Raw genomic sequence first — 17700 nt, 5'->3', positions numbered from 1 at the left:
CGCAAAAAGGAATCATTCAGGAAAGCGCCTAGAGGCGGCCCGCCGCCTTGAGCTCGAGATACCGGTCGGCGATCTTCGGAGGCAGGCTCTCCGGATCAGCGGTGATCGCCTCGCCACCCGCACGGCGGACGGCATCCGCGACGTTCTCCGCGTCTCTCATGGTGCGCTCCGCGGCGGCGGCGAGGTAGATCTCCTCGCGAGAACCTCGCTGCTGTGCAAGCTCGCCGATCGCGTCATCGGTGACCGAACCGACCAGCACGGTTGTCGAGCGGGAGGGATTCGGGAACGCGCCGAGGAACCCACGCGCAGACTCGGCGGCATCCTGCGCGGTGAGTACGACAACAAGCGAAGGGCGGGTCGTGAGCGTGCGGATAGCGGCAAAGGCGCCGGCCCAGTCGGTGTCAACCAAACGCGCGTGCACCGGGGCCATCGCATCCGTCATCGCGGGCAGGAGTCCCGTTCCATCGATGCCAGTCACACGCGCACGCACTGTGCGGTCATACAGCAGCAGATGCACGTGGTCTCCGGCACGGGTCGCGAGCGCGGCGAGCAGCAGCGAGGCCTCCAACGAGGCATCCAGTCGCGTGCCGTCACCAACGCGGGCAGCGGCCGTGCGTCCCGTGTCGATCAGGATCACGACATGGCGGTCGCGTTCGGGGCGCCACGTGCGCAGCATCGTCGTGCCGGCACGCGCGGTCGCACGCCAGTCGATGGAGCGCACATCATCGCCACGCACATATTCACGCAGCGAATCGAACTCGGTTCCCTGACCGCGCACCTGGATGCTGGTGTTCCCGTCCAATTCACGCAGTCGGGCCAGGCGCGAGGGAAGGTGCTTGCGAGAGGAGAATGCGGGCAGCACGCGGATGGCCCCGCGCACCTGGTGGCGTGTTTGACGGCCGCCCAATCCGAGCGGTCCTCGTGAGCGGATGAAGACGAACTCGCTGGCGAGCTCGCCACGGCGCCGGGGGACGAGCGGCACGATGACTCGCCGGCGTTCACCTGCCGGAATCGTCGCCTGCAATCGCTGGGAGCTTGCCCCTGCTGTCGGCTGCCAGCCGTCGCGGATGAGCGCGTTCAGCGTTCGCGTGCCGTGATTGTGTACGGAGACCTGCGCATCGACCGCCTCGCCCATCCTGGCGCGGCCTGGTACCCGTCTCGCCACCGTGACCGTGCGCGCGCTCGCCGCGGCGGCGACGTCGACGATGAGGAGCGCGGCGCACAGCAGAATCCATCCACCCAGCACCGCCCACACCGGCATACCCGCCGCGGTGAGAGCGACGAGAGGGATGAGCCCGAGCCCGAGGGCCAGGGCGAGGCGAGACGAGATGAACACCTTAGATCGGCACCCGCGTCTGCTGGATCACGGATGCCAGGACGGCATCCGCAGAGACACCTTCCATCTCGGCGTCAGGGCGCAGCTGCAGACGATGACGCCACACCGGCACGAGCATGGTCTGCACGTGGTCGGGGGTGACGGCGGTGGACGCGTTCAACCATGCCCAGGCCTTCGCCGCGGCGAGCAGCCCGGTCGAGGCACGTGGACTCGCCCCCAGCAGCACAGACGGCGACTGGCGCGTGGCGCGGGCAAGATCGACGACGTAGCCGAGTACTTCGTCGGTCACCTCGACGCGTGCTGCGGCATCCTGCGCGGCGCGGATTTCCTCCGCGGTCACGGTGGGCTCGACGCCGGTCAGCGCACGGGGCGAGAATCCGCTGGCGTGCAGGCGCAATACGCCGACCTCGGCATCGCGCTCCGGCATGCCCACCACAAGCTTCATCAAGAACCGGTCAAGCTGCGCTTCGGGGAGGGAGTAGGTGCCCTCGTGCTCGATCGGGTTCTGCGTTGCTGCCACCAGGAACGGATCTGGCAGATCTCTGCTGACTCCATCGGCCGAGATCTGACGCTCTTCCATCGCTTCGAGGAGGGCCGCCTGCGTCTTCGGAGGTGTGCGGTTGATCTCGTCCGCCAGCATGATGTTCGTGAACACCGGTCCCTGGCGGAACTCGAACTCGCCGGTGCGCGCGTCGTACACGAGCGATCCGGTCACATCTCCGGGCATCAGGTCCGGGGTGAACTGCACACGTTTGGTGTCGAGTCCGAGCGCACGGGCGAATGAACGCACGACGAGCGTCTTAGCGACGCCGGGCACACCCTCCAGGAGGACGTGTCCGCGCGAGAGCAGGCAGACCAGAAGCCCGGTGACAGTGCCGGCCTGGCCGATGACGGCCTTGTCGACCTCAGCGCGCACGCGGTGCATGGCCTGGCGCAGCTCGCCCTCGTTGAACGTGGTTGATGGGGTGGTCACGGTGTGTTGTTCCTTTCCACGTGCACGGCGGTTTCAACCGCCGTTTCAAGCTCGGCAAGTCGACGGGCTGTGTCGATCAGTTCTGCGTCGTTCGCGGGCAGGGGGCCTGCGAGCAGTTGGTGAAGGGAGCCACGCGGGATACGCAGCCGATCGGATGCCGCGTCGGCCACTTCGGCGGGCGTGGAACGCGCGGTGAGCCCGAGCCGCCCGGCGAGCCGTCGCAGCGACCCGTCACGCAGCGACTCGGCAGCGTGTGCTGAGTCAGCGGCCTTCGCAGTGAGGTGGGCGCGACCATGCATCGTCTCAGAGGCTCTGACGGTAACTGGCAGCGTCTCTGCGACCAGGGGGCCGAATCGCTGTCCCCGCGAGATCACAACGACGATCCCGGCCAGCAGCAGGAGCAGAATCGCGGGTGTCACCCAAACAGGTGTGAGTGCGGCGAGCGTGTCGGCGCCCTGCGCTTCGATATCGGTGTCGGCGAACGAGGGCACGTACCAGACGATGTTGTCGGTCTGTCCGAGCAGAGCGAGGCCGAGGGCAGCGTTGCCGTTCTCGGCAAGATGCTCATTGCTGAAGAGGCTGCTGCCCTCGATCAGTGCGGTGCGGATGCCGCCGCGATCATCCACGAGCAGGCCCGCATTGCCGGCGTCATCCACGTAGCATCCGGTCACGCCTGCTGCCGGAGTGAAGAATCGTTCAGGTTGGATTGTGCCGGTCTTGGCGAGCTCGGGCACTTCGCACCGTGCGGTGAAATCGCCCGCTGCCACTGGCGCGTTCTCGCCCAGATCGAGCAGACGCAGCAGCCGGCTCGCGCTGGACAGGAAAACGGTGTGACCTGCGGGCTCGATCAGCTCGGCCACGGCATCGTCGGAGAGATTGAAGGGATCAGCCATCACCAAAGTGGTGTCATCGCTGATCGCGGCTCGCGCTTGCGCGCGGGTACGGACAACCGTGATCTCAGCTCCCTGATCGCGCATGATCTCGGCAAGGGCGAGCGCGCCGGAGTCCTTGGCGCTTTCCGGATCGAGGGTTCCGCGCGAGTCCGGGCTGGTGAAGCTGATGCCGCCGATGAAGAGCGCGAAGAGGACCACTGCGACGATGATTGCGATCCAGCCGAGTGCAGAGCGTAGCCTGCCCGTGCGCCGTACGGCGGTGCTGGGGAGGTCAGCGAATGCCACGGCATCCTGCTCTGCAGTGAGAGTCATGCCGGTACCGCCTCAGACGGAGTCGCTGTCTGCAGGGCGGTCGGATGCTGCGAGGCGAGCAGATCATCGGTGGCTGCCAGTGCTAGATAGCTCTCTTCGGATGCGGGATGGCGGAGATAGCGAACATCATCGAAGGCTCCGGCTGCAGCTGTCACCGCGACATGGTGTGCGTTGAAGACGCGCGCGGCTTCGCGAGCGATCGCTTGGGCGGTGGCTCCAGGGGCGGGGTCGATGATGTCGCGTTCCAAAAGGCCGCGTGCGAGCGCGCGGAAGCGCAGCACTGTCGCGGCGTCCCAGTCTCCACTTTTAGCGCTGCGCTCAGCGTCCGCTCGTAGCTGCGCAGCCGTGCGATCGTCACGCTCGCCGAGAAGTTCGGTGCTGTGTCGCCTCACGCGGCGCGACATGCGTGGCTTGCCCCACAGGATCAGCACGGTGATGAGCGCTGCGACGATCACAACGGTGACGATGATCAGCGCGGTGTTGCCGGCCTGCGCGCCGGTGTCGTTCGAGAAGAGACTGGCAATGAAATCCGCGACATCCTCAGCCAGATAGTCGAACCACGTCGGTTTCGCTTCGGCGTAGCGCGGATTCTGGAGTTCCTGCTCCGCCCAGCGGCGTGCTTGCTCACCGTCTGGAACGAAAGGATCAACGTCGAATCGAATCATGCACTGCCTGACCCGGGGGGAGCCCAGGGGCTCTCACTGGACGGTGGAATCGGCTGCGCTGCTGGCGGAACAGGTGTCTGCGGAGCGGGCGGGGGAGGCGTCGCACCGACATATGGCGCATTCTGCTGCTGTGGCGAGTATGGCTGCGCGGCGGGGTACGGCGGGGCAGCGGGGTACTGCTGTGGCGGGTATGGCTGCGCGGCGGGGTACCCCTGCGGCGGGTACTGGGCCCAACCGACCGGTGCCGCAGCAAACGCCGGCGTCTGCTGCTGCGGCGGCGCGCTACTCACAGCGCGGGCAGGGTCCACAGCAAACGGGTCTCCCAGCTGCTCTGCGGTTGCTCCGCGGTCGCGGCGCTCCAGATAGCTGATGAGGCTGTGGTCAAGGCCCTCATATCGCATCCGGCAGTCCAGATAGATGAAGGCGGCCGCGGCACACTGCACCACGATCGCGACAGCCTGCAGTACGTAGATCAGCAGCTGAGGAGCGATCGCTGTCAGCAGATATGCCCCGATCTCCGACGCGTCGTTGGGGCCGGTCGGGGCGATGATCGAGCCGAACAGTGAACCGATGAGAGACAGTGGAACGCTGACCAGCCCCACGGCCGTGTTCATGATCAGGCTGACGAGCAAGATGACAGCGAAGGTGTTCCAGAATCGTCCTCGCGTCAGGCGCCACGAGCGCACAAGACCTTCTCGGAGGCTGACACCTTCCAGAACCAGCACAGATGGCACCAGCAGCAGCTTGGTATTCAGCCAGACTCCCAGCGGAATCATGCCCAGCACGAGCAGTATGCCGACCACGACGGTCAGGCCGACTCCCTCTGCCGAGCCACCGGCACCGGCCAGCACACCGAGGGCGATGATGCCGCCGACGATGGCGATGAGCACGAGCGCGGCGAGCGCCTGCAACAGGCTCCAACCGATGAGACGCCACAGCGCGGGGCGCATCCGGCGCCAGAGCGTGCCCAACGACGGCTTCTCACCGAGTGCGGCGTACCCGATGTTCGCTGCGACGATGCCCTGCATGATTGCGGTGAATGCGACGCTCACCAGGCTCATGGCGATCGCCACGATGGCGTTGATCGCGATCGATCCCCACAGCACTGGGTAGAAATCCGGGCTGCTGGGGGAGAGTGACTCCATGCGTAGGAACGTGCCGTACACGACCGCACCGACCACGGCGACGGTGATCGCGGCGACAATGAGCTGCACGACGATCGCGAACCCGAACAGCACCTTGGGATTGTGCCTCAGCGCCGCGAAGGGTTTCCCCAACAGGGCACCGAAGGTAAGCGGGTGCAACGGAATGAGCCCCGGTTTCGGGGCAGGCGTCCAAATCTGTGCGCTCATGACGCTCCCTCCGACGTACAGAACCATCGTGTCATACTCGTCGCCTCTCACGGAGAATCGTCGGGAGCGCTACCGTGATCCAAACGTTGTCATGAAGTACGCTGGGAAAAGTTGCGTCCGTCCTCAACCGCAGGGCGGCGTACAAGCGAAGAAAGATGAGGCTGGGACCAGATGACCTCACGGATCCTCGTGGTCGACGATGACACCGCGCTCGCCGAGATGATCGGGATCGTGTTGCGCACCGAGGGCTTTGAGCCGGTGTTCTGCGCGGACGGCGCGAAAGCAGTCGAACAGTGGCGCACACAGCGCCCCGACCTTGTGCTGCTCGATTTGATGCTGCCCGGCATGGACGGCATAGAGATCTGCACGCGGATCAGGGCCGAGTCCGGCATCCCCATCATCATGCTCACCGCGCGCAGCGACACCGCCGATGTGGTGCGCGGGCTGGAAGTGGGGGCCGATGACTACATGGTCAAGCCCTTCAACCCGAAGGAGCTCGTCGCTCGGATTCGCACGCGACTGCGTCCGATGGCGACGGCGACCAACGAGATTCTGCGTATCGGTGATCTCGTTGTCGATGTCGATGCACACGAGGTGCGCCGTGGCACTATGGCGATTCCGCTGACTCCGCTCGAGTTTCAGTTGCTCGTTGCCTTGGCGTCGAAGCCCCAGCAGGTGTTCTCGCGCGAGATGCTTCTCGAGCAGGTCTGGGGTTATCACTACAAGGCCGATACTCGGCTGGTGAATGTGCACGTTCAGCGGCTGCGCGCGAAGGTTGAGCTTGACCCCGACGCACCGAAGATCGTGATGACGGTTCGTGGCGTTGGCTACCGGGCCGGGAGTGTCGGCTAGGAGATCGAGTTGACCGCGACGAACCCGGCGACAACGACGGTCGCGGTGTTGCGTGACTGGCGTGGATGGCTGGAGACCGTTGCGAATCTTTGGCGACGCTCGCTGCGCTTTCGCACCATCTCTGTCACGCTGCTGCTCACGTCGTTCGCGATCTTCGTCACGAGCCTGACGATGGCGCTGGTCATCCAGAACAACCTGTTCGAGTCACGCCGAGACGAAGTGCTCGCCGACGCGCGCAGCGCCGTCGCGGCGGCGCAGAGGACGCTTGATTCTGCCGACGTGTCTGATGACCCTTCGGCTCTGCGCGGAGCGTGGGGCGAGGTGCAGGACACCATCCCACGGGCTGCGGCATCCACGCATATCGCGGTGTTCCCGATCGATGAGCTTCCGGTTGGCAGCGGGGTGCGTGGCTTCACGTATGACCTCAGTGGCGACCTGCTCAGTTCGGCACTACGCCTGCAGGTGGTTTCGTTCTCCGACCGGCAGTCGTGGCAGTCTGTCGCGCTGCCGATGACTGATGGAACGATCGCGCCCGGAATCGTCGTTGGCCAGCAGCTTCTTCTCCCGGAGGTCGGTGCGTTCGAGGTCTACATCGCTTACGACCTTGCCGACTCGGAGCAGACGCTTCAATTCGTGCAGAGCACACTATGGGCGGCTGGTCTCATCCTCATCGCGATCATTGCCGGAATCTCGTGGACCGTGCTGCGGACGGTGTCCAGGCCCATCATCGAGGCATCCGAGACAAGTGCAAGGCTCGCCGCTGGCGATTTGGCAGTGCGGCTGCCGGTGTACGGGGAGGACGAGCTGGCCACCCTGGCAGGTTCGTTCAATGCGATGGCGGACAGTATCGAATCGCAGATCAAGGAGCTGGGCGAGCTCTCGCTTGTGCAGCAGCGTTTCGTTTCTGACGTCTCGCACGAGCTGCGTACGCCGCTGACCACGATCCGCCTCGCCGCCGACATGCTGAACGACCAGCGCGATCAGTTTGACCCGACCATGAACCGGACCGCTGAGCTGCTGCACACTCAGGTGCAGCGTTTCGAGACCTTGCTGTCTGACCTGCTGGAGATCAGCAGATACGACGCCGGTTCCGTGCAGTTGGAACTCGAAGCGACGAGTCTCGCCGATTTGGCGGAGGACATCATCGACCAGATGAGCACCCTTGCCGAGGAGCGCGGATCGGAGCTGCGCTTGGTCGCGCCTGGGGGATACTCTCTCGTCGACATGGACCCGCGTCGCGTACGGCGCGTTCTGCGGAACCTGATCGGAAACGCGATTGAACACGGCGAAGGACGACCGATCGTCATCACGGTCGACAGCAATCAGCATGCGGTTGCCGTCGGCGTGCGCGATTTCGGTCTCGGCATGGAACCTGCCGACGTCGAGCGCGTCTTCGACCGGTTCTGGCGGGCGGATCCTTCGCGTCAGCGCACGCTCGGCGGGACCGGTCTCGGACTCTCGATCGCTCTCGGGGATGCGCGATTGCACGGCGGCACGCTCGTGGTCTGGTCAGAGCTCGCGGTCGGCACCCACTTCGTGCTGACCCTGCCTCGGAGTTCAGGCGAACTGGAGGGGCCGTCGCCTCTCTCCGCAGAACCGCAGGAGACACTCTCCGATGTCAGTCGCGAGACTCAGCCGATTCAGCTCACCGAGCTGCGTGAGCTGTACTTCACTGACTCCATTCCGACCGCTGAGGAGAACTCATGATTCGCGGGCGACGAGGCCTCATGGTCGCTATGGTCGCGGTTTTCGCCGTCGTCCTCACGGCCTGTTCTGGGCTGCCGACATCAGGCGACGTCACACCGGGAATGCCATTGGGAGACACCGATCTGCCACCAGATATCAGCCAGATCGCAGCGGGGCCGCTGGTGGGGGCGAGCCCGGAGGAGATCGTTGAGGGCTTCATGGATGCCGCACTCACGCCGACGGACAGCTGGGCGACGGCGCGTCAGTTCCTGAGCGCCGAACTGGCCGAAACGTGGAAACCCAGCGTCGAGGTGACCATTGATTCGGGTGCGGCTCGCCGGGAGTTTGCGGCTGATCTTGACAGTGAACAGGAGACAGCGAGTTCCGCTGACGTGGAAGTTCTGATGGATCAGGTTGCGATCGTCGATGAGTTCGGCGCCTACACCGAGCTCTCGGGTGAATCCTCGGTGAAGTCTTTCGAGTTGGCGCGAGACGATGCGGGTGAATGGCGGATCACGACGGCAGCGAATGGCATCGTACTGGACGCTGAGGCCTTCCCTCAGGTGTTCCGGCGGTACGCGCTGCAGTACTACGACCAGAGCTGGACGCGTTTGATTCCGGACATCCGATGGTATCCGCGGCGTCCGCAGATCGCTACGACGCTCACCCAGGCGCTGCTTTCCGGCTCTCCCAGCGGCTGGTTGACATCCGCGGTGCGCAGCGCTTTCCCGAGCGATGTCGCGCTGGCTGGTGCTGCTGTGCCGGTCGACCCAGAGAAGGTGGCCACCGTCGAGTTGACCGCCTCCGCGCTCTCGCTGGATGCCACCGAGCTCTCGCGCATGCGGACGCAGCTGGAGGAGACGCTGCGATTGGCCGGCGTCAGCGAAGTGCGCCTGATGGTGAATGGTCGCGATCTGAATGCAGGCAAGGCAACGATCGATGTGCTGAAACCTGAGCCAGGCACAGTGGTGCTCACCGCAACCGAGTTCGGGTCATACGTGGGTGACGAGATCACTGCGTACGAGGGCATCACTCCCAAGCTCGTCGACATCGCACCATCTGTGAGAGCGGTCGATGTCGCCGTAGACGGCACTCGTACGGCCGTGCAGTTGGATACCGGCGCGGTCTGGACAATGGCGAGTGGCAGCGCCGACGTGTTGGATTCGAGGGAGGGACTCATCGAGCCGTCGATGGACCCGTATGGCTACACGTGGTCTGTGCCGACAGGTTCTCCGCAGGCGCTGACGGCCTGGCGGTCAGATGTCACGTCCTTCGAGATCGCGGATGCGTTCCCTGAGGCGGCCTCGATTTCACACATCCGTGTGGGACCGGACGGTGTTCGTCTTGCCGCGATCGTGATGGTGGGCGGGCAGCGCTGGATCGGGCTTGCCGCGATCATCCGTGATGAGGACGAGGTTCCTGTGGAGCTCGGCGCGATGCACATGGTCGCCCAGCTCGACACCACAGCGCTGGGCTTGTCCTGGGTTGGTGAAGACACACTCAGCGTGCTGCTTGATGTGGAAGGGAACCGAACGGTGCTCACTCAGGATGTCGGCGGGCCGGGCACGTTTGCCGCGGCACCGGCGGGTGCGCAATCGCTCTCCGGCGGTCGTACGTTGACGGCGGTGCGAATTCTCAACGGTGATGGGGTGCTTTTCGCCCAACGTGGCACGACGTGGCAGATCGGGCTATCGGATGTCCTGGTGCTCGGCACTCACGCAGGCCAGTAGTTCTGCAGGCCACCACTTCTGCACTGGTATTGCTGGCGGCGAGTTCTCCCCAGATGCGGCGTTCTCGCACATGACGACGTCCAGGGCGAGAGCACAATCGGGTCATGTGGAACCCGAGCTGGTGGGTAGGGCTTGCCGACGAGCTGGCGGCGTTCCTGCTGTCCGGGTGCTGTGCCGGCTGTGACACGCCCGGCACGCTGCTCTGTGCCGCCTGCACGCAGGAGCTGATCGCCATACCCGTGCACAGCCAGACGCCGGAGGGGATTCCGGTGGTGTCTGCCTTCACGTACGAGTCGGTGGCCGCGCGTTGCATCCGCCGTGTCAAGGAAGACGGTGAGACGCTGCTCACGCGCCCGTTAGGAGCGGCGCTCGCGGCCGCGGTGGGTGAGATCGCGGTGAGTGAAGGTGCGGTGGGTGGCCCAGCGCCGCTGATGGTCCCTATGCCCACAGGAAGGGCAGCGTTCAGGCGACGCGGCTATCGCGTACCGGAGTTGTTGATGCGACGCGCCGGGCTGCCGGTCAGCCGAATCCTCACACAGACGCGGCGCACCGCAGATCAGCGAGGTCTCGATATCGCGGAGCGTGGACGCAACGTGTCGATGAGCATGCGCGCACGACACGCCCGGGAATCTCAGGACGTGCTGCTATTTGACGACGTAGTGACAACCGGAGCAACTCTCGACGAGGCCGCGCGTGCCCTGAGAGAGGCGGGATACCGCGTGTGTGGTGCGGTCACGCTCGCTGCGACTCCGAAACATCAGCACTTCAATACGAACACCTCGTGAATGAGTGGTGACATCTGGGGAAACGGGGACTACGTTGGGGGTCACAAGGCGACCACGGTCCGCCCTTGGCCGGGAGGACCGGGACAAGGAGGCAGCAATGGAAACAAGCATCGTTGGCGTCGGGGTGGGTATCACCGATCGCTTCCGAACCGTTGTCGAGGAGAAGATCGCCCGCGTTCAGCAGTTCGCGGCAAAGGCGCAGCGTCTGGATGTGAAGGTCACGCATCGTGCGTATCGAGGCGGGCGCGTTCCAGATGAGACCGTTGAGCTCACGCTCGTCGGCAAGGGTCCGGTCGTGCGAGCGGAGGCTGTCGACGGAGACAAATTCGTCGCCCTCGATCTCGCGGTCGACAAAATGTCGGAGCAGTTGCGTCGAGCGAAGGAGAAGCGCGTCGACGGACGTCAGCATCCGCGTGGGGCGCACTACGAGAAGGGTAGTGGTTCCCTGGAGGGAATTGATGTGCAGCCCGCATCCGCTGACCTCCTGCACGCGGTTGCGACCGGTGCCGTGCCCGTTCAAGTTGACGAGGAAGAGGCGTACTCGCCCGTCGTCATCCGCACCAAGAACTTCGATGCGGAATGGATGTCGGTGGAGGAAGCAGTCGACCGGATGGAGCTGGTCGGACACGACTTCTTCCTGTTCGTCGATGTCCGCACCGACCACCCCAGTGTCGTTTACCGCCGCAAGGGCTGGGACTACGGTGTGATCTCGCTTACCGCGCAGGCTCCACCGGAGCAGGCGCTCGCGTCCTGACCTCGAGTCAACAAAACCACGCCGAGAATGCAGCGTTTCACCGCATTCTCGGCGTGGTTTTGTCGTTTCGTGAGATCGTCGGAACGTCAGTCGAAGAGACCGTCCAGGATGCTGCCGATGACAAGGCCGCCCATGATGCCGGAGGCGAGGTTGCTGCCGCCGCCACGGCGTCCGCCGCCCCATCCGTCATCGCCCCAGCCCTGCTGCTGCGGACGGGCAGAGTCGATGTCGTGCTGTGCGAGCTGTAGGGCCTCAGCGGCCAGCTGAGCCACGCGGCGCGAGGCAGTGAGAGCCTGCTCGCGGGTTTCCTCGGCGTCGATGAGTTCGGGGACGTCCACGCGAAGCCGCTCCGCCTCAGCAAGGCGAGTGCGAGCATCGGCGCCGATCCACCCGCGGTGCCCGGAGATCAGTCCGCGTGCAACCCCGAGCTGACGGTCCGCGTCATCGAGAGAGTGCTGCACGTGAGCGACGCTCGGCAGCGGGTTCTGTGCGCGGTAATGCGCCTTGGCGATCACTTCATCGAGAGCGGTGTTCGCGGTGCGCAACTGAGACAGCTCCGCGAAGGGATCATTACGAGTCGCGGCAGGGCTCAACGCACCAAGAGCATTCTCGAGGTCGGCGATCGCGGCGGATACGGCAGGCACCTTCGGAGCGCTGCGTGCCGCGACGATGTCGCCGCGGGAATCAGCGACAACTTCCGCGAGCGTGGACTCTGCGCGGAGCGCTTCGATCTCGAAGTCCTCGACGGCATCCAATAGGGCGCTCGCACGCCGGGTCGCTTCGGTCGCCGTCTCGAGAGCGAGGTTCGCTTCTTCGTTCTGGCGGGCGTCGCGGCGGCGCTCAGACACTTGTGCACCGTGCGTGGCGAAGGCGATGAGCTGCTCGGCCTCGTCTGCGGATGCTGAGATCTGGCGCATCGCTGAGTCTGAGTAGCGGGCGGACAAACGCTCGATGGAGGTTCGAATCTGGGGGAGACGATCGCTCAGCGTTTCGGCATCCTTGCGCACTCGCGCGATGATCTGCGGTGCCTGACGAACCCGCGAGATGGACTCAGCGAGCGTGGCCGTCTTCTCATCCAGCAGGTCTTCGGCCCACTCGCACAACTGCACGATGCGCGCGTTGCGAGTGCGAAGTTCCTCGTCGGTGTCCGGGATCTCGTCGTGATTGAGCTGATGCAGCTGGAAGGCCTCGCGCAGGTGGGTGCGGACGGCGTCAAGCGCTGTCTTTAGATCCTTGGTGAGCGATACGCCCAGCTCTGCCTCAGCGAATGCGAGTTCGTCACCGGCGGTGCGAATCCGCTCGTCGGTCGCGACCAGACCCTGTTCTGCCCTGCGTGCGAGATCGGCATCCTGCGCCGCTCGAGCTGCTTCTTCTTCGCGCTTGCGTTTACCCCAGAATCCGGCCATAACTCGATCCTACTTTCTCGGCGTATGACGCGGCTGAGTTGCGCGAGGACATTCAGCCGATGCGGCGGATCAGGATGCGCCAGCGCTCGGGCCCGCGGTCGAGGTGCTCGGTGGTGTATGTGTCGCCGTGCCGGTCGGCGAGCTGGGTCAGCAGCGGAACGGGGTCATGGGTGGCCGAGATGATCAGCCCAGAGCCCGGCTGCAGGCTCTCCAGTGCACCGAAGATCGACGCGTGTCGGATCGAGTGCGGGATCGTCTGCACGTCGAGTTCTGGTAGCTCGTCGTCGTGGCCTCCGCATGCGCAGCCCTGTGTGGGCTGGGCGACGGCGTCTGCATGTGAACGATGAATTTCGATTTCGGCCATGTCCGCTTCCTCTGGTTCGCTCAGGCGTGTTCGCCAGGTGGCTCTGAGTTTATTACAATGAAACCTGTGGAAAATACATCCCCGCAGAATCCGATGGCGCCGGTGGCTACGCCGCGTCGCACGGCATCCACCGGTCGACGGCATTCCTCGACTCGCGAATTGGTGCTGCGCATGGTCGAGGCCCAGTCCGCGCCCATTTCCACCCGCGCGATCGCGGCGGAATCTGGGCTGCACGAGAACACGGTGCGCGGTCACCTCGAGCACCTGCTCGCCGACGGATACGTGGCGTGCGATTCTGCGCCTGCGGGCGGTCGCGGTCGTCCCCGCAGACTGTGGTCCGCGCGCATCGATAGCGCTGCCGCACCCTACGCAGCACTCGCCGTAGCGCTGGCCGCCAGCCTCGCGCAGACCAGCACAGAGCCCGAAATCGTCGCCCGTGCGGCCGGCCGAGCGTGGGGTGCGCGGCTGGCCGCCGATGCGCCGCCGGCTGAGGATGGCGATGCCGCCCACCGTGCAGTCGTGGAGGTCATGCGCGAACAGGGCTTCGCGCCGCACGATGACGGCGACGTTGTGCGGCTGCGTCGCTGCCCTCTGATCGAGGCGGCCGTGCGGCATCCATCAATCGTCTGCACAGTGCATCTCGGCATGGTCGATGGCGTGCTTGATGGGATCGGACACAGTGGTGAGGTGGCGCTGTCTGCGTTCACCGCTCCGAATGAATGCACGCTCCGCCTGAACGTGGCATCGTGAGCGGTTCCCCGCCACGGGCCACCTCGAACACCGGCAGGCGACGTACGCCCTCGTGGCGGCTTGTGTGGATGCTGCCTGCCGGTTTCGCATTGCTCGCCGGACTCGATGCGGCCCTGCTGTTGCTCGGGCTCCCCGCGCCGGTGACCGCAGAGCGCCTTCCGGCCGTGCACGGAATCGTGCTCGTTCTCGGTTTCGTCGGTACCCTGATCGCGCTGGAGCGGGCCACGGCGCTGGGTCGCTGGTACGGATTCGTCGCGCCGGGCATGCTCGGACTCGGCAGCCTCCTGATTCTCATCGACAGCGTGCCCCTGACCGTCGGCAAGGTGGTGCTGGTGGTGGGCACAGCTGCTTTTACGCTGCTGTATGTGCCGCTGTGGCAGCGGCAGTACGACCATCCGCTGCTGACTCAATTGCTGGCAGCAGGTCTTGCCTGTGCAGGATCGATCCTGTGGCTCGGTGGCGTCGGGTTCGTCGATGTGCTGCCGTGGTTGATCGGATTCGTCGTCCTCACGATCGCCGCCGAGCGGGTCGAACTTGCCCGCATCACCATGGGACCGCGTGCGGGAGTGCGCCTCCTCGCGCTCGCCTGGGCCGTGACGGGTGCGCTTCTCATCGGCCTTGCGCTGCCGGATGCGGGCGCCATCATCCTTGGTGTGGTTCTGGCCATACTCACCGGCTGGCTCGTCGTGCACGACGTCGCACGCCGCACGGTCCGTGCCAGTGGTGTGACTCGCTACATGGCGGCCTGCATCCTCGCCGGCTACGTGTGGCTCGCCGTGGCCGCGGTGATCCTGTTGTTCGGGCATCCGGTCGACGCACGCTACGACGCAGTCGTGCACGCGGTGTTCCTCGGTTACACAATGTCGATGATCATGGCGCATGCGACGACGATCTTGCCCGCTGTGCTGCGCATCGCACTCCCATACCGCCCGGCCTTCTGGCTACCGGTGGCGCTGCTCCAGGTAAGTCTCCTGGTCAGGATCTGGCCGGGAGACGGCCTCGGCTGGCCTGCCGCCTGGCAGCTCGGGGGTGCCGGCAGTGTGGCAGCGCTCGTACTGTTCTTCGCCACGGCGATCGTCAGTGCGATCCTCGGTCCGCCGCGTAAGCATGCAGGCACTGTCGATACCGACCGCGCCCGCGTATCCCAGGAGGCGGGGGCATGAGCGTGAATCTGTCTGCAGGTGGGGCGAAGAAGGTCCCGACGCGCGGGTTCCAACCGCTACGAGATCTGCCCACGGTGCTCTGGTTGCTGCTCGTGGTGGCTGCGGCCCTCGCTCATCGTGAGCTCCCTGCGCCCCGGTGGCTGATGATCCACCTGTTGTTGCTCGGCGCGGTGACCCACGCGATCCTGGTGTGGAGCCAGCATTTCTCCTTCGCGCTGCTGCGCACTGCTCCCGCAAGGCAGGACCAGCGGCATCAGATGTGGCGCCTTACGCTCGCGAACAGTGGTGCGGCACTCGTCATCACCGGCGTGCTGACCTCGGTCTGGCTGGTGACGGCGGCTGGCGCAGCCGCGCTGCTCGTTGCCGTGATCTGGCATGGAACGAGTCTTGTGCTGCGCTCACGGCGGGCGCTCGCGGGACGCTTCGGGCGCACGATTCGCTACTACATCGCCGCAGCGGCGTTCCTGCCGATCGGGATCGTGATCGGTGCCTGGCTCGCTCGTGAGGCATCCGACGCTCTGACTCTCACGCACGCGCTGATCAATGTGCTCGGCTGGATCGGACTCACCGTCGCCGGCACGCTCGTCACGCTGTGGCCGACGATCCTGCGCACCAGGGCGGACGACGACGCCGCGCCCGGTGCGGCTCGGGCGCTGCCTGTGCTCGTCGCCGGGGTCGCTCTTTCTGCGGTCGGCGCCGCTGGGTCGTGGATCGTCGTGCTCGCAGTGGGCCTCATCGGTTATCTGGCTGGGCTGGGGATCATCGGGATCTCGCTGTGGCGAGCGGCGCGACGCTCACCCCCACGCACGTTCGCGGCGCTGTCGGTGGCCGCGGCGATGCTCTGGTGGATCGGTGCGATGGTGGTGCTCGTCATCGCGGTGGTCTCTGCGTGGGTAAGTGGCAACGGCCTTCCTGCCGTGCAGGCGGGCGTCGACGCCATCGTGCCGTATCTCGCGGCGGGCTTTGTCGCGCAGGTGCTCATCGGTGCGCTGAGCTACCTCGTGCCGGTCGTGTTCGGTGGTGGTCCGTCCCCAGTGCGGGTCGGCACAGCGGCGTTCGACCGCGCCGGTGCGCTGCGCATCGCAGTGGCGAACACAGCCCTTTTCGTCTGCGCACTGCCGGTGTCGAGTCTGATTCGGGTGGTGGTATCCGCTCTTTACCTCGTGGCGGTCGCATCGTTCCTGCCGATTCTGTTCGTGGCGATGCGTGCGCAACGGCGTGCCAAGGCGGACGGCGTGCGCCTGAGCGAACCACGACAGGGGCCGATCGTTCCCGAGGGTGATCGCCCACCGGGGCGGCGTGCGGGACAGGCGGTGGCGGGCATGCTCTCTGTCGTGCTCGCCGTGGCCGTCTGCGCTGCCATAGCCCCTCAGTCGATGGGGTTGACCAGTGCTCCGGTGGGCGCCGATGACGCGGACGCTCCGGTCATAACGGTCGCCGTGGAGGCAGCCAATATGCGCTTCACGCCCGACGTGATCGATGTCCCTGTGGGGACGCGCCTGGTGATCGAGTTGACCAACACCGATGCGGGACAGCTGCATGACCTGGTGTTCGCGAACGGTGCGGGCGGATCCCGGCTTGCCCCTGGAGACACCGAGACGATCGATGTCGGTGTCATCACCGCGGACGTCGACGGCTGGTGTTCGATCGCTGGTCATCGGCAGATGGGGATGACGCTGACTGTGCGGGCGACCGGAGCGGCAACCCCAGATGCCGAGGATCACGATCATGGATCGTCCGATGCCACCGGTCATGATCGTGGATCATCTGGTGCAGGGGAGTCGCTGCCGGAGATCGACCTGGCGGCGGATCCGGGCGAGGGGTTCGAGCCCTACGACGCTGTGCTGCCGTCGCTGCCGGTCTCGGACTCGCCGGTAACGCACGAGATCACACTTCCCGTGACCGAACAGGTGCAGGAGGTGGCACCCGGTATTCGGCAACGGCTGTGGACCTTCGGTGGCACGGCTCCAGGTCCTGTGCTGCACGGCAGGGTCGGCGACACGTTCGTCATCACACTCGTCAACGATGGCACGATCGGACACTCGATCGACTTCCACGCCGGCGCTCTCGCCCCTGACGAGCCGATGCGCACGATCGCCCCCGGCGAGAGTCTCACCTACACGTTCACGGCGACGCGCTCGGGCATCTGGATGTATCACTGCTCCACTGCGCCGATGTCTGCGCACATCGCCAACGGCATGTACGGAGCGGTGATCATCGAACCCGCCGAACTGCCTCCCGTCGACCGCAGTTATGTGCTGGTGCAGGGGGAGTACTACCTCGGCGCGCAGGACAGTGAGATCGACATGGATAAATTGGCTGCCGGTGACGCTGACCTGGTCACCTTCAACGGTTACGCGATGCAGTACGCGCACGCGCCTCTTCCCGCGCGAGTCGGAGAACGGGTTCGGATCTGGGTTTTGGATGCCGGACCCGACCGAGCCTCGAGCTTCCACGTCGTCGGCGGACAGTTTGACACGGTCTGGTCGGAGGGGCGGTACCTCATCGATCGCGCTGCCGACACCGGCTCTCAGGCGCTCGGATTACTGCCGGCGCAGGGCGGTTTCGTAGAGCTCGTCTTCCCAGAGGCGGGGCACTATCCGTTCGTCTCGCACATCATGACGGATGCCGAGCGCGGTGCGCATGGCATGTTCGAAGTCATCGAGTGAGCAGGCCCGG

General features: G+C 65.4%; 15 protein-coding genes. 8 read left to right on the top strand and 7 right to left on the bottom strand.

What is annotated here, in order from left to right; genetic code table 11:
• Positions 1-28: 28 nt before the first annotated feature.
• Genes ACSU1G_RS04220 through ACSU1G_RS04200 form a run of 5 tightly spaced genes read right to left on the bottom strand, consistent with a single transcriptional unit; the run spans position 29 to position 5531 of the window.
• On the bottom strand, positions 29-1336 hold the full coding sequence (locus ACSU1G_RS04220; RefSeq protein WP_439278634.1) for a DUF58 domain-containing protein: 1308 nt from the start codon (positions 1334-1336) through the stop codon (positions 29-31).
• Position 1337: 1 nt separating this feature from the next.
• A complete protein-coding gene (locus ACSU1G_RS04215) occupies positions 1338-2261 on the bottom strand; it encodes an AAA family ATPase (protein WP_439278693.1) in 924 nt (307 codons plus the stop codon).
• Between the two features lie 44 nt (positions 2262-2305).
• Positions 2306-3514, bottom strand: a complete 1209-nt coding sequence (locus ACSU1G_RS04210; RefSeq protein WP_439278633.1) for a DUF4350 domain-containing protein — start codon at positions 3512-3514, stop codon at positions 2306-2308.
• Positions 3511-4179, bottom strand: coding sequence for a DUF4129 domain-containing protein (locus tag ACSU1G_RS04205; protein WP_439278632.1), 669 nt, complete (start codon positions 4177-4179; stop codon positions 3511-3513). The genes ACSU1G_RS04210 and ACSU1G_RS04205 overlap by 4 nt, the downstream gene beginning before the upstream one ends.
• Entirely contained in the window at positions 4176-5531 is a 1356-nt protein-coding gene (locus ACSU1G_RS04200) for a glycerophosphoryl diester phosphodiesterase membrane domain-containing protein (RefSeq protein ID WP_439278631.1), read from the bottom strand. The genes ACSU1G_RS04205 and ACSU1G_RS04200 overlap by 4 nt, the downstream gene beginning before the upstream one ends.
• A gap of 171 nt (positions 5532-5702) precedes the next feature.
• Here ACSU1G_RS04200 and mtrA point away from each other — a divergent pair, with 171 nt between their 5' ends.
• The 5 genes from mtrA (at position 5703) to hpf (ending at position 11338) form a co-directional block, all read left to right on the top strand.
• Positions 5703-6383 carry an MtrAB system response regulator MtrA gene (mtrA, locus tag ACSU1G_RS04195; RefSeq protein WP_439278630.1) on the top strand — a complete coding sequence of 227 codons (681 nt, stop codon included), beginning with the start codon at positions 5703-5705 and terminating at the stop codon, positions 6381-6383.
• A 9-nt stretch (positions 6384-6392) separates the two neighbouring features.
• Entirely contained in the window at positions 6393-8090 is a 1698-nt protein-coding gene (gene mtrB, locus ACSU1G_RS04190) for an MtrAB system histidine kinase MtrB (protein ID WP_439278629.1), read from the top strand.
• The gene (locus tag ACSU1G_RS04185) at positions 8087-9799 is read left to right on the top strand and encodes a GerMN domain-containing protein (protein WP_439278628.1); all 1713 of its coding nucleotides are present in this window, start codon (positions 8087-8089) and stop codon (positions 9797-9799) included. The genes mtrB and ACSU1G_RS04185 overlap by 4 nt, the downstream gene beginning before the upstream one ends.
• A 104-nt stretch (positions 9800-9903) precedes the next feature.
• Positions 9904-10584 carry a ComF family protein gene (locus ACSU1G_RS04180; protein ID WP_439278627.1) on the top strand — a complete coding sequence of 227 codons (681 nt, stop codon included), beginning with the start codon at positions 9904-9906 and terminating at the stop codon, positions 10582-10584.
• Positions 10585-10681: 97 nt separating this feature from the next.
• A complete protein-coding gene (gene hpf, locus ACSU1G_RS04175) occupies positions 10682-11338 on the top strand; it encodes a ribosome hibernation-promoting factor, HPF/YfiA family (RefSeq protein WP_439278626.1) in 657 nt (218 codons plus the stop codon).
• 86 nt (positions 11339-11424) lie between these two features.
• Here hpf and ACSU1G_RS04170 read toward each other — a convergent pair whose 3' ends face one another.
• Both ACSU1G_RS04170 and ACSU1G_RS04165 read right to left on the bottom strand, forming a co-directional pair.
• Positions 11425-12744 (bottom strand): hypothetical protein, encoded by a 1320-nt coding sequence (locus ACSU1G_RS04170; protein ID WP_439278625.1) that lies wholly within the window; start codon positions 12742-12744, stop codon positions 11425-11427.
• 52 nt (positions 12745-12796) lie between these two features.
• Positions 12797-13108, bottom strand: coding sequence for a DUF2249 domain-containing protein (locus ACSU1G_RS04165; RefSeq protein ID WP_439278624.1), 312 nt, complete (start codon positions 13106-13108; stop codon positions 12797-12799).
• Between the two features lie 66 nt (positions 13109-13174).
• Between ACSU1G_RS04165 and ACSU1G_RS04160 the strand changes: the two genes are divergently transcribed.
• The 3 genes from ACSU1G_RS04160 to ACSU1G_RS04150 are packed head-to-tail and all read left to right on the top strand — an operon-like array spanning position 13175 to position 17690.
• Positions 13175-13858, top strand: coding sequence for a helix-turn-helix transcriptional regulator (locus tag ACSU1G_RS04160; protein WP_439278623.1), 684 nt, complete (start codon positions 13175-13177; stop codon positions 13856-13858).
• Positions 13855-15021 carry a hypothetical protein gene (locus ACSU1G_RS04155; RefSeq protein ID WP_439278622.1) on the top strand — a complete coding sequence of 389 codons (1167 nt, stop codon included), beginning with the start codon at positions 13855-13857 and terminating at the stop codon, positions 15019-15021. Before ACSU1G_RS04160 ends, ACSU1G_RS04155 begins: the two co-directional genes overlap by 4 nt.
• Positions 15018-17690, top strand: coding sequence for a multicopper oxidase domain-containing protein (locus ACSU1G_RS04150; protein ID WP_439278621.1), 2673 nt, complete (start codon positions 15018-15020; stop codon positions 17688-17690). The genes ACSU1G_RS04155 and ACSU1G_RS04150 overlap by 4 nt, the downstream gene beginning before the upstream one ends.
• Positions 17691-17700: the final 10 nt, after the last annotated feature.

It is taken from the genome of Microbacterium sp. A93 (assembly GCF_051842835.1).
This window is presented reverse-complemented; position numbering and strand designations above follow the sequence as displayed.

Bases quoted from the DNA above. Each gene is read 5' to 3' on its own strand.
- ACSU1G_RS04215 (WP_439278693.1), bottom strand. From the start codon at position 2,261: ATGCACCGCGTGCGCGCTGAGGTCGACAAGGCCGTCATCGGCCAGGCC.
- ACSU1G_RS04210 (WP_439278633.1), bottom strand. From the start codon at position 3,514: ATGACTCTCACTGCAGAGCAGGATGCCGTGGCATTCGCTGACCTCCCC.
- ACSU1G_RS04205 (WP_439278632.1), bottom strand. From the start codon at position 4,179: ATGATTCGATTCGACGTTGATCCTTTCGTTCCAGACGGTGAGCAAGCA.
- ACSU1G_RS04200 (WP_439278631.1), bottom strand. From the start codon at position 5,531: ATGAGCGCACAGATTTGGACGCCTGCCCCGAAACCGGGGCTCATTCCG.
- mtrA (WP_439278630.1), top strand. From the start codon at position 5,703: ATGACCTCACGGATCCTCGTGGTCGACGATGACACCGCGCTCGCCGAG.
- ACSU1G_RS04185 (WP_439278628.1), top strand. From the start codon at position 8,087: ATGATTCGCGGGCGACGAGGCCTCATGGTCGCTATGGTCGCGGTTTTC.
- ACSU1G_RS04180 (WP_439278627.1), top strand. From the start codon at position 9,904: ATGTGGAACCCGAGCTGGTGGGTAGGGCTTGCCGACGAGCTGGCGGCG.
- hpf (WP_439278626.1), top strand. From the start codon at position 10,682: ATGGAAACAAGCATCGTTGGCGTCGGGGTGGGTATCACCGATCGCTTC.
- ACSU1G_RS04170 (WP_439278625.1), bottom strand. From the start codon at position 12,744: ATGGCCGGATTCTGGGGTAAACGCAAGCGCGAAGAAGAAGCAGCTCGA.
- ACSU1G_RS04165 (WP_439278624.1), bottom strand. From the start codon at position 13,108: ATGGCCGAAATCGAAATTCATCGTTCACATGCAGACGCCGTCGCCCAG.
- ACSU1G_RS04150 (WP_439278621.1), top strand. From the start codon at position 15,018: ATGAGCGTGAATCTGTCTGCAGGTGGGGCGAAGAAGGTCCCGACGCGC.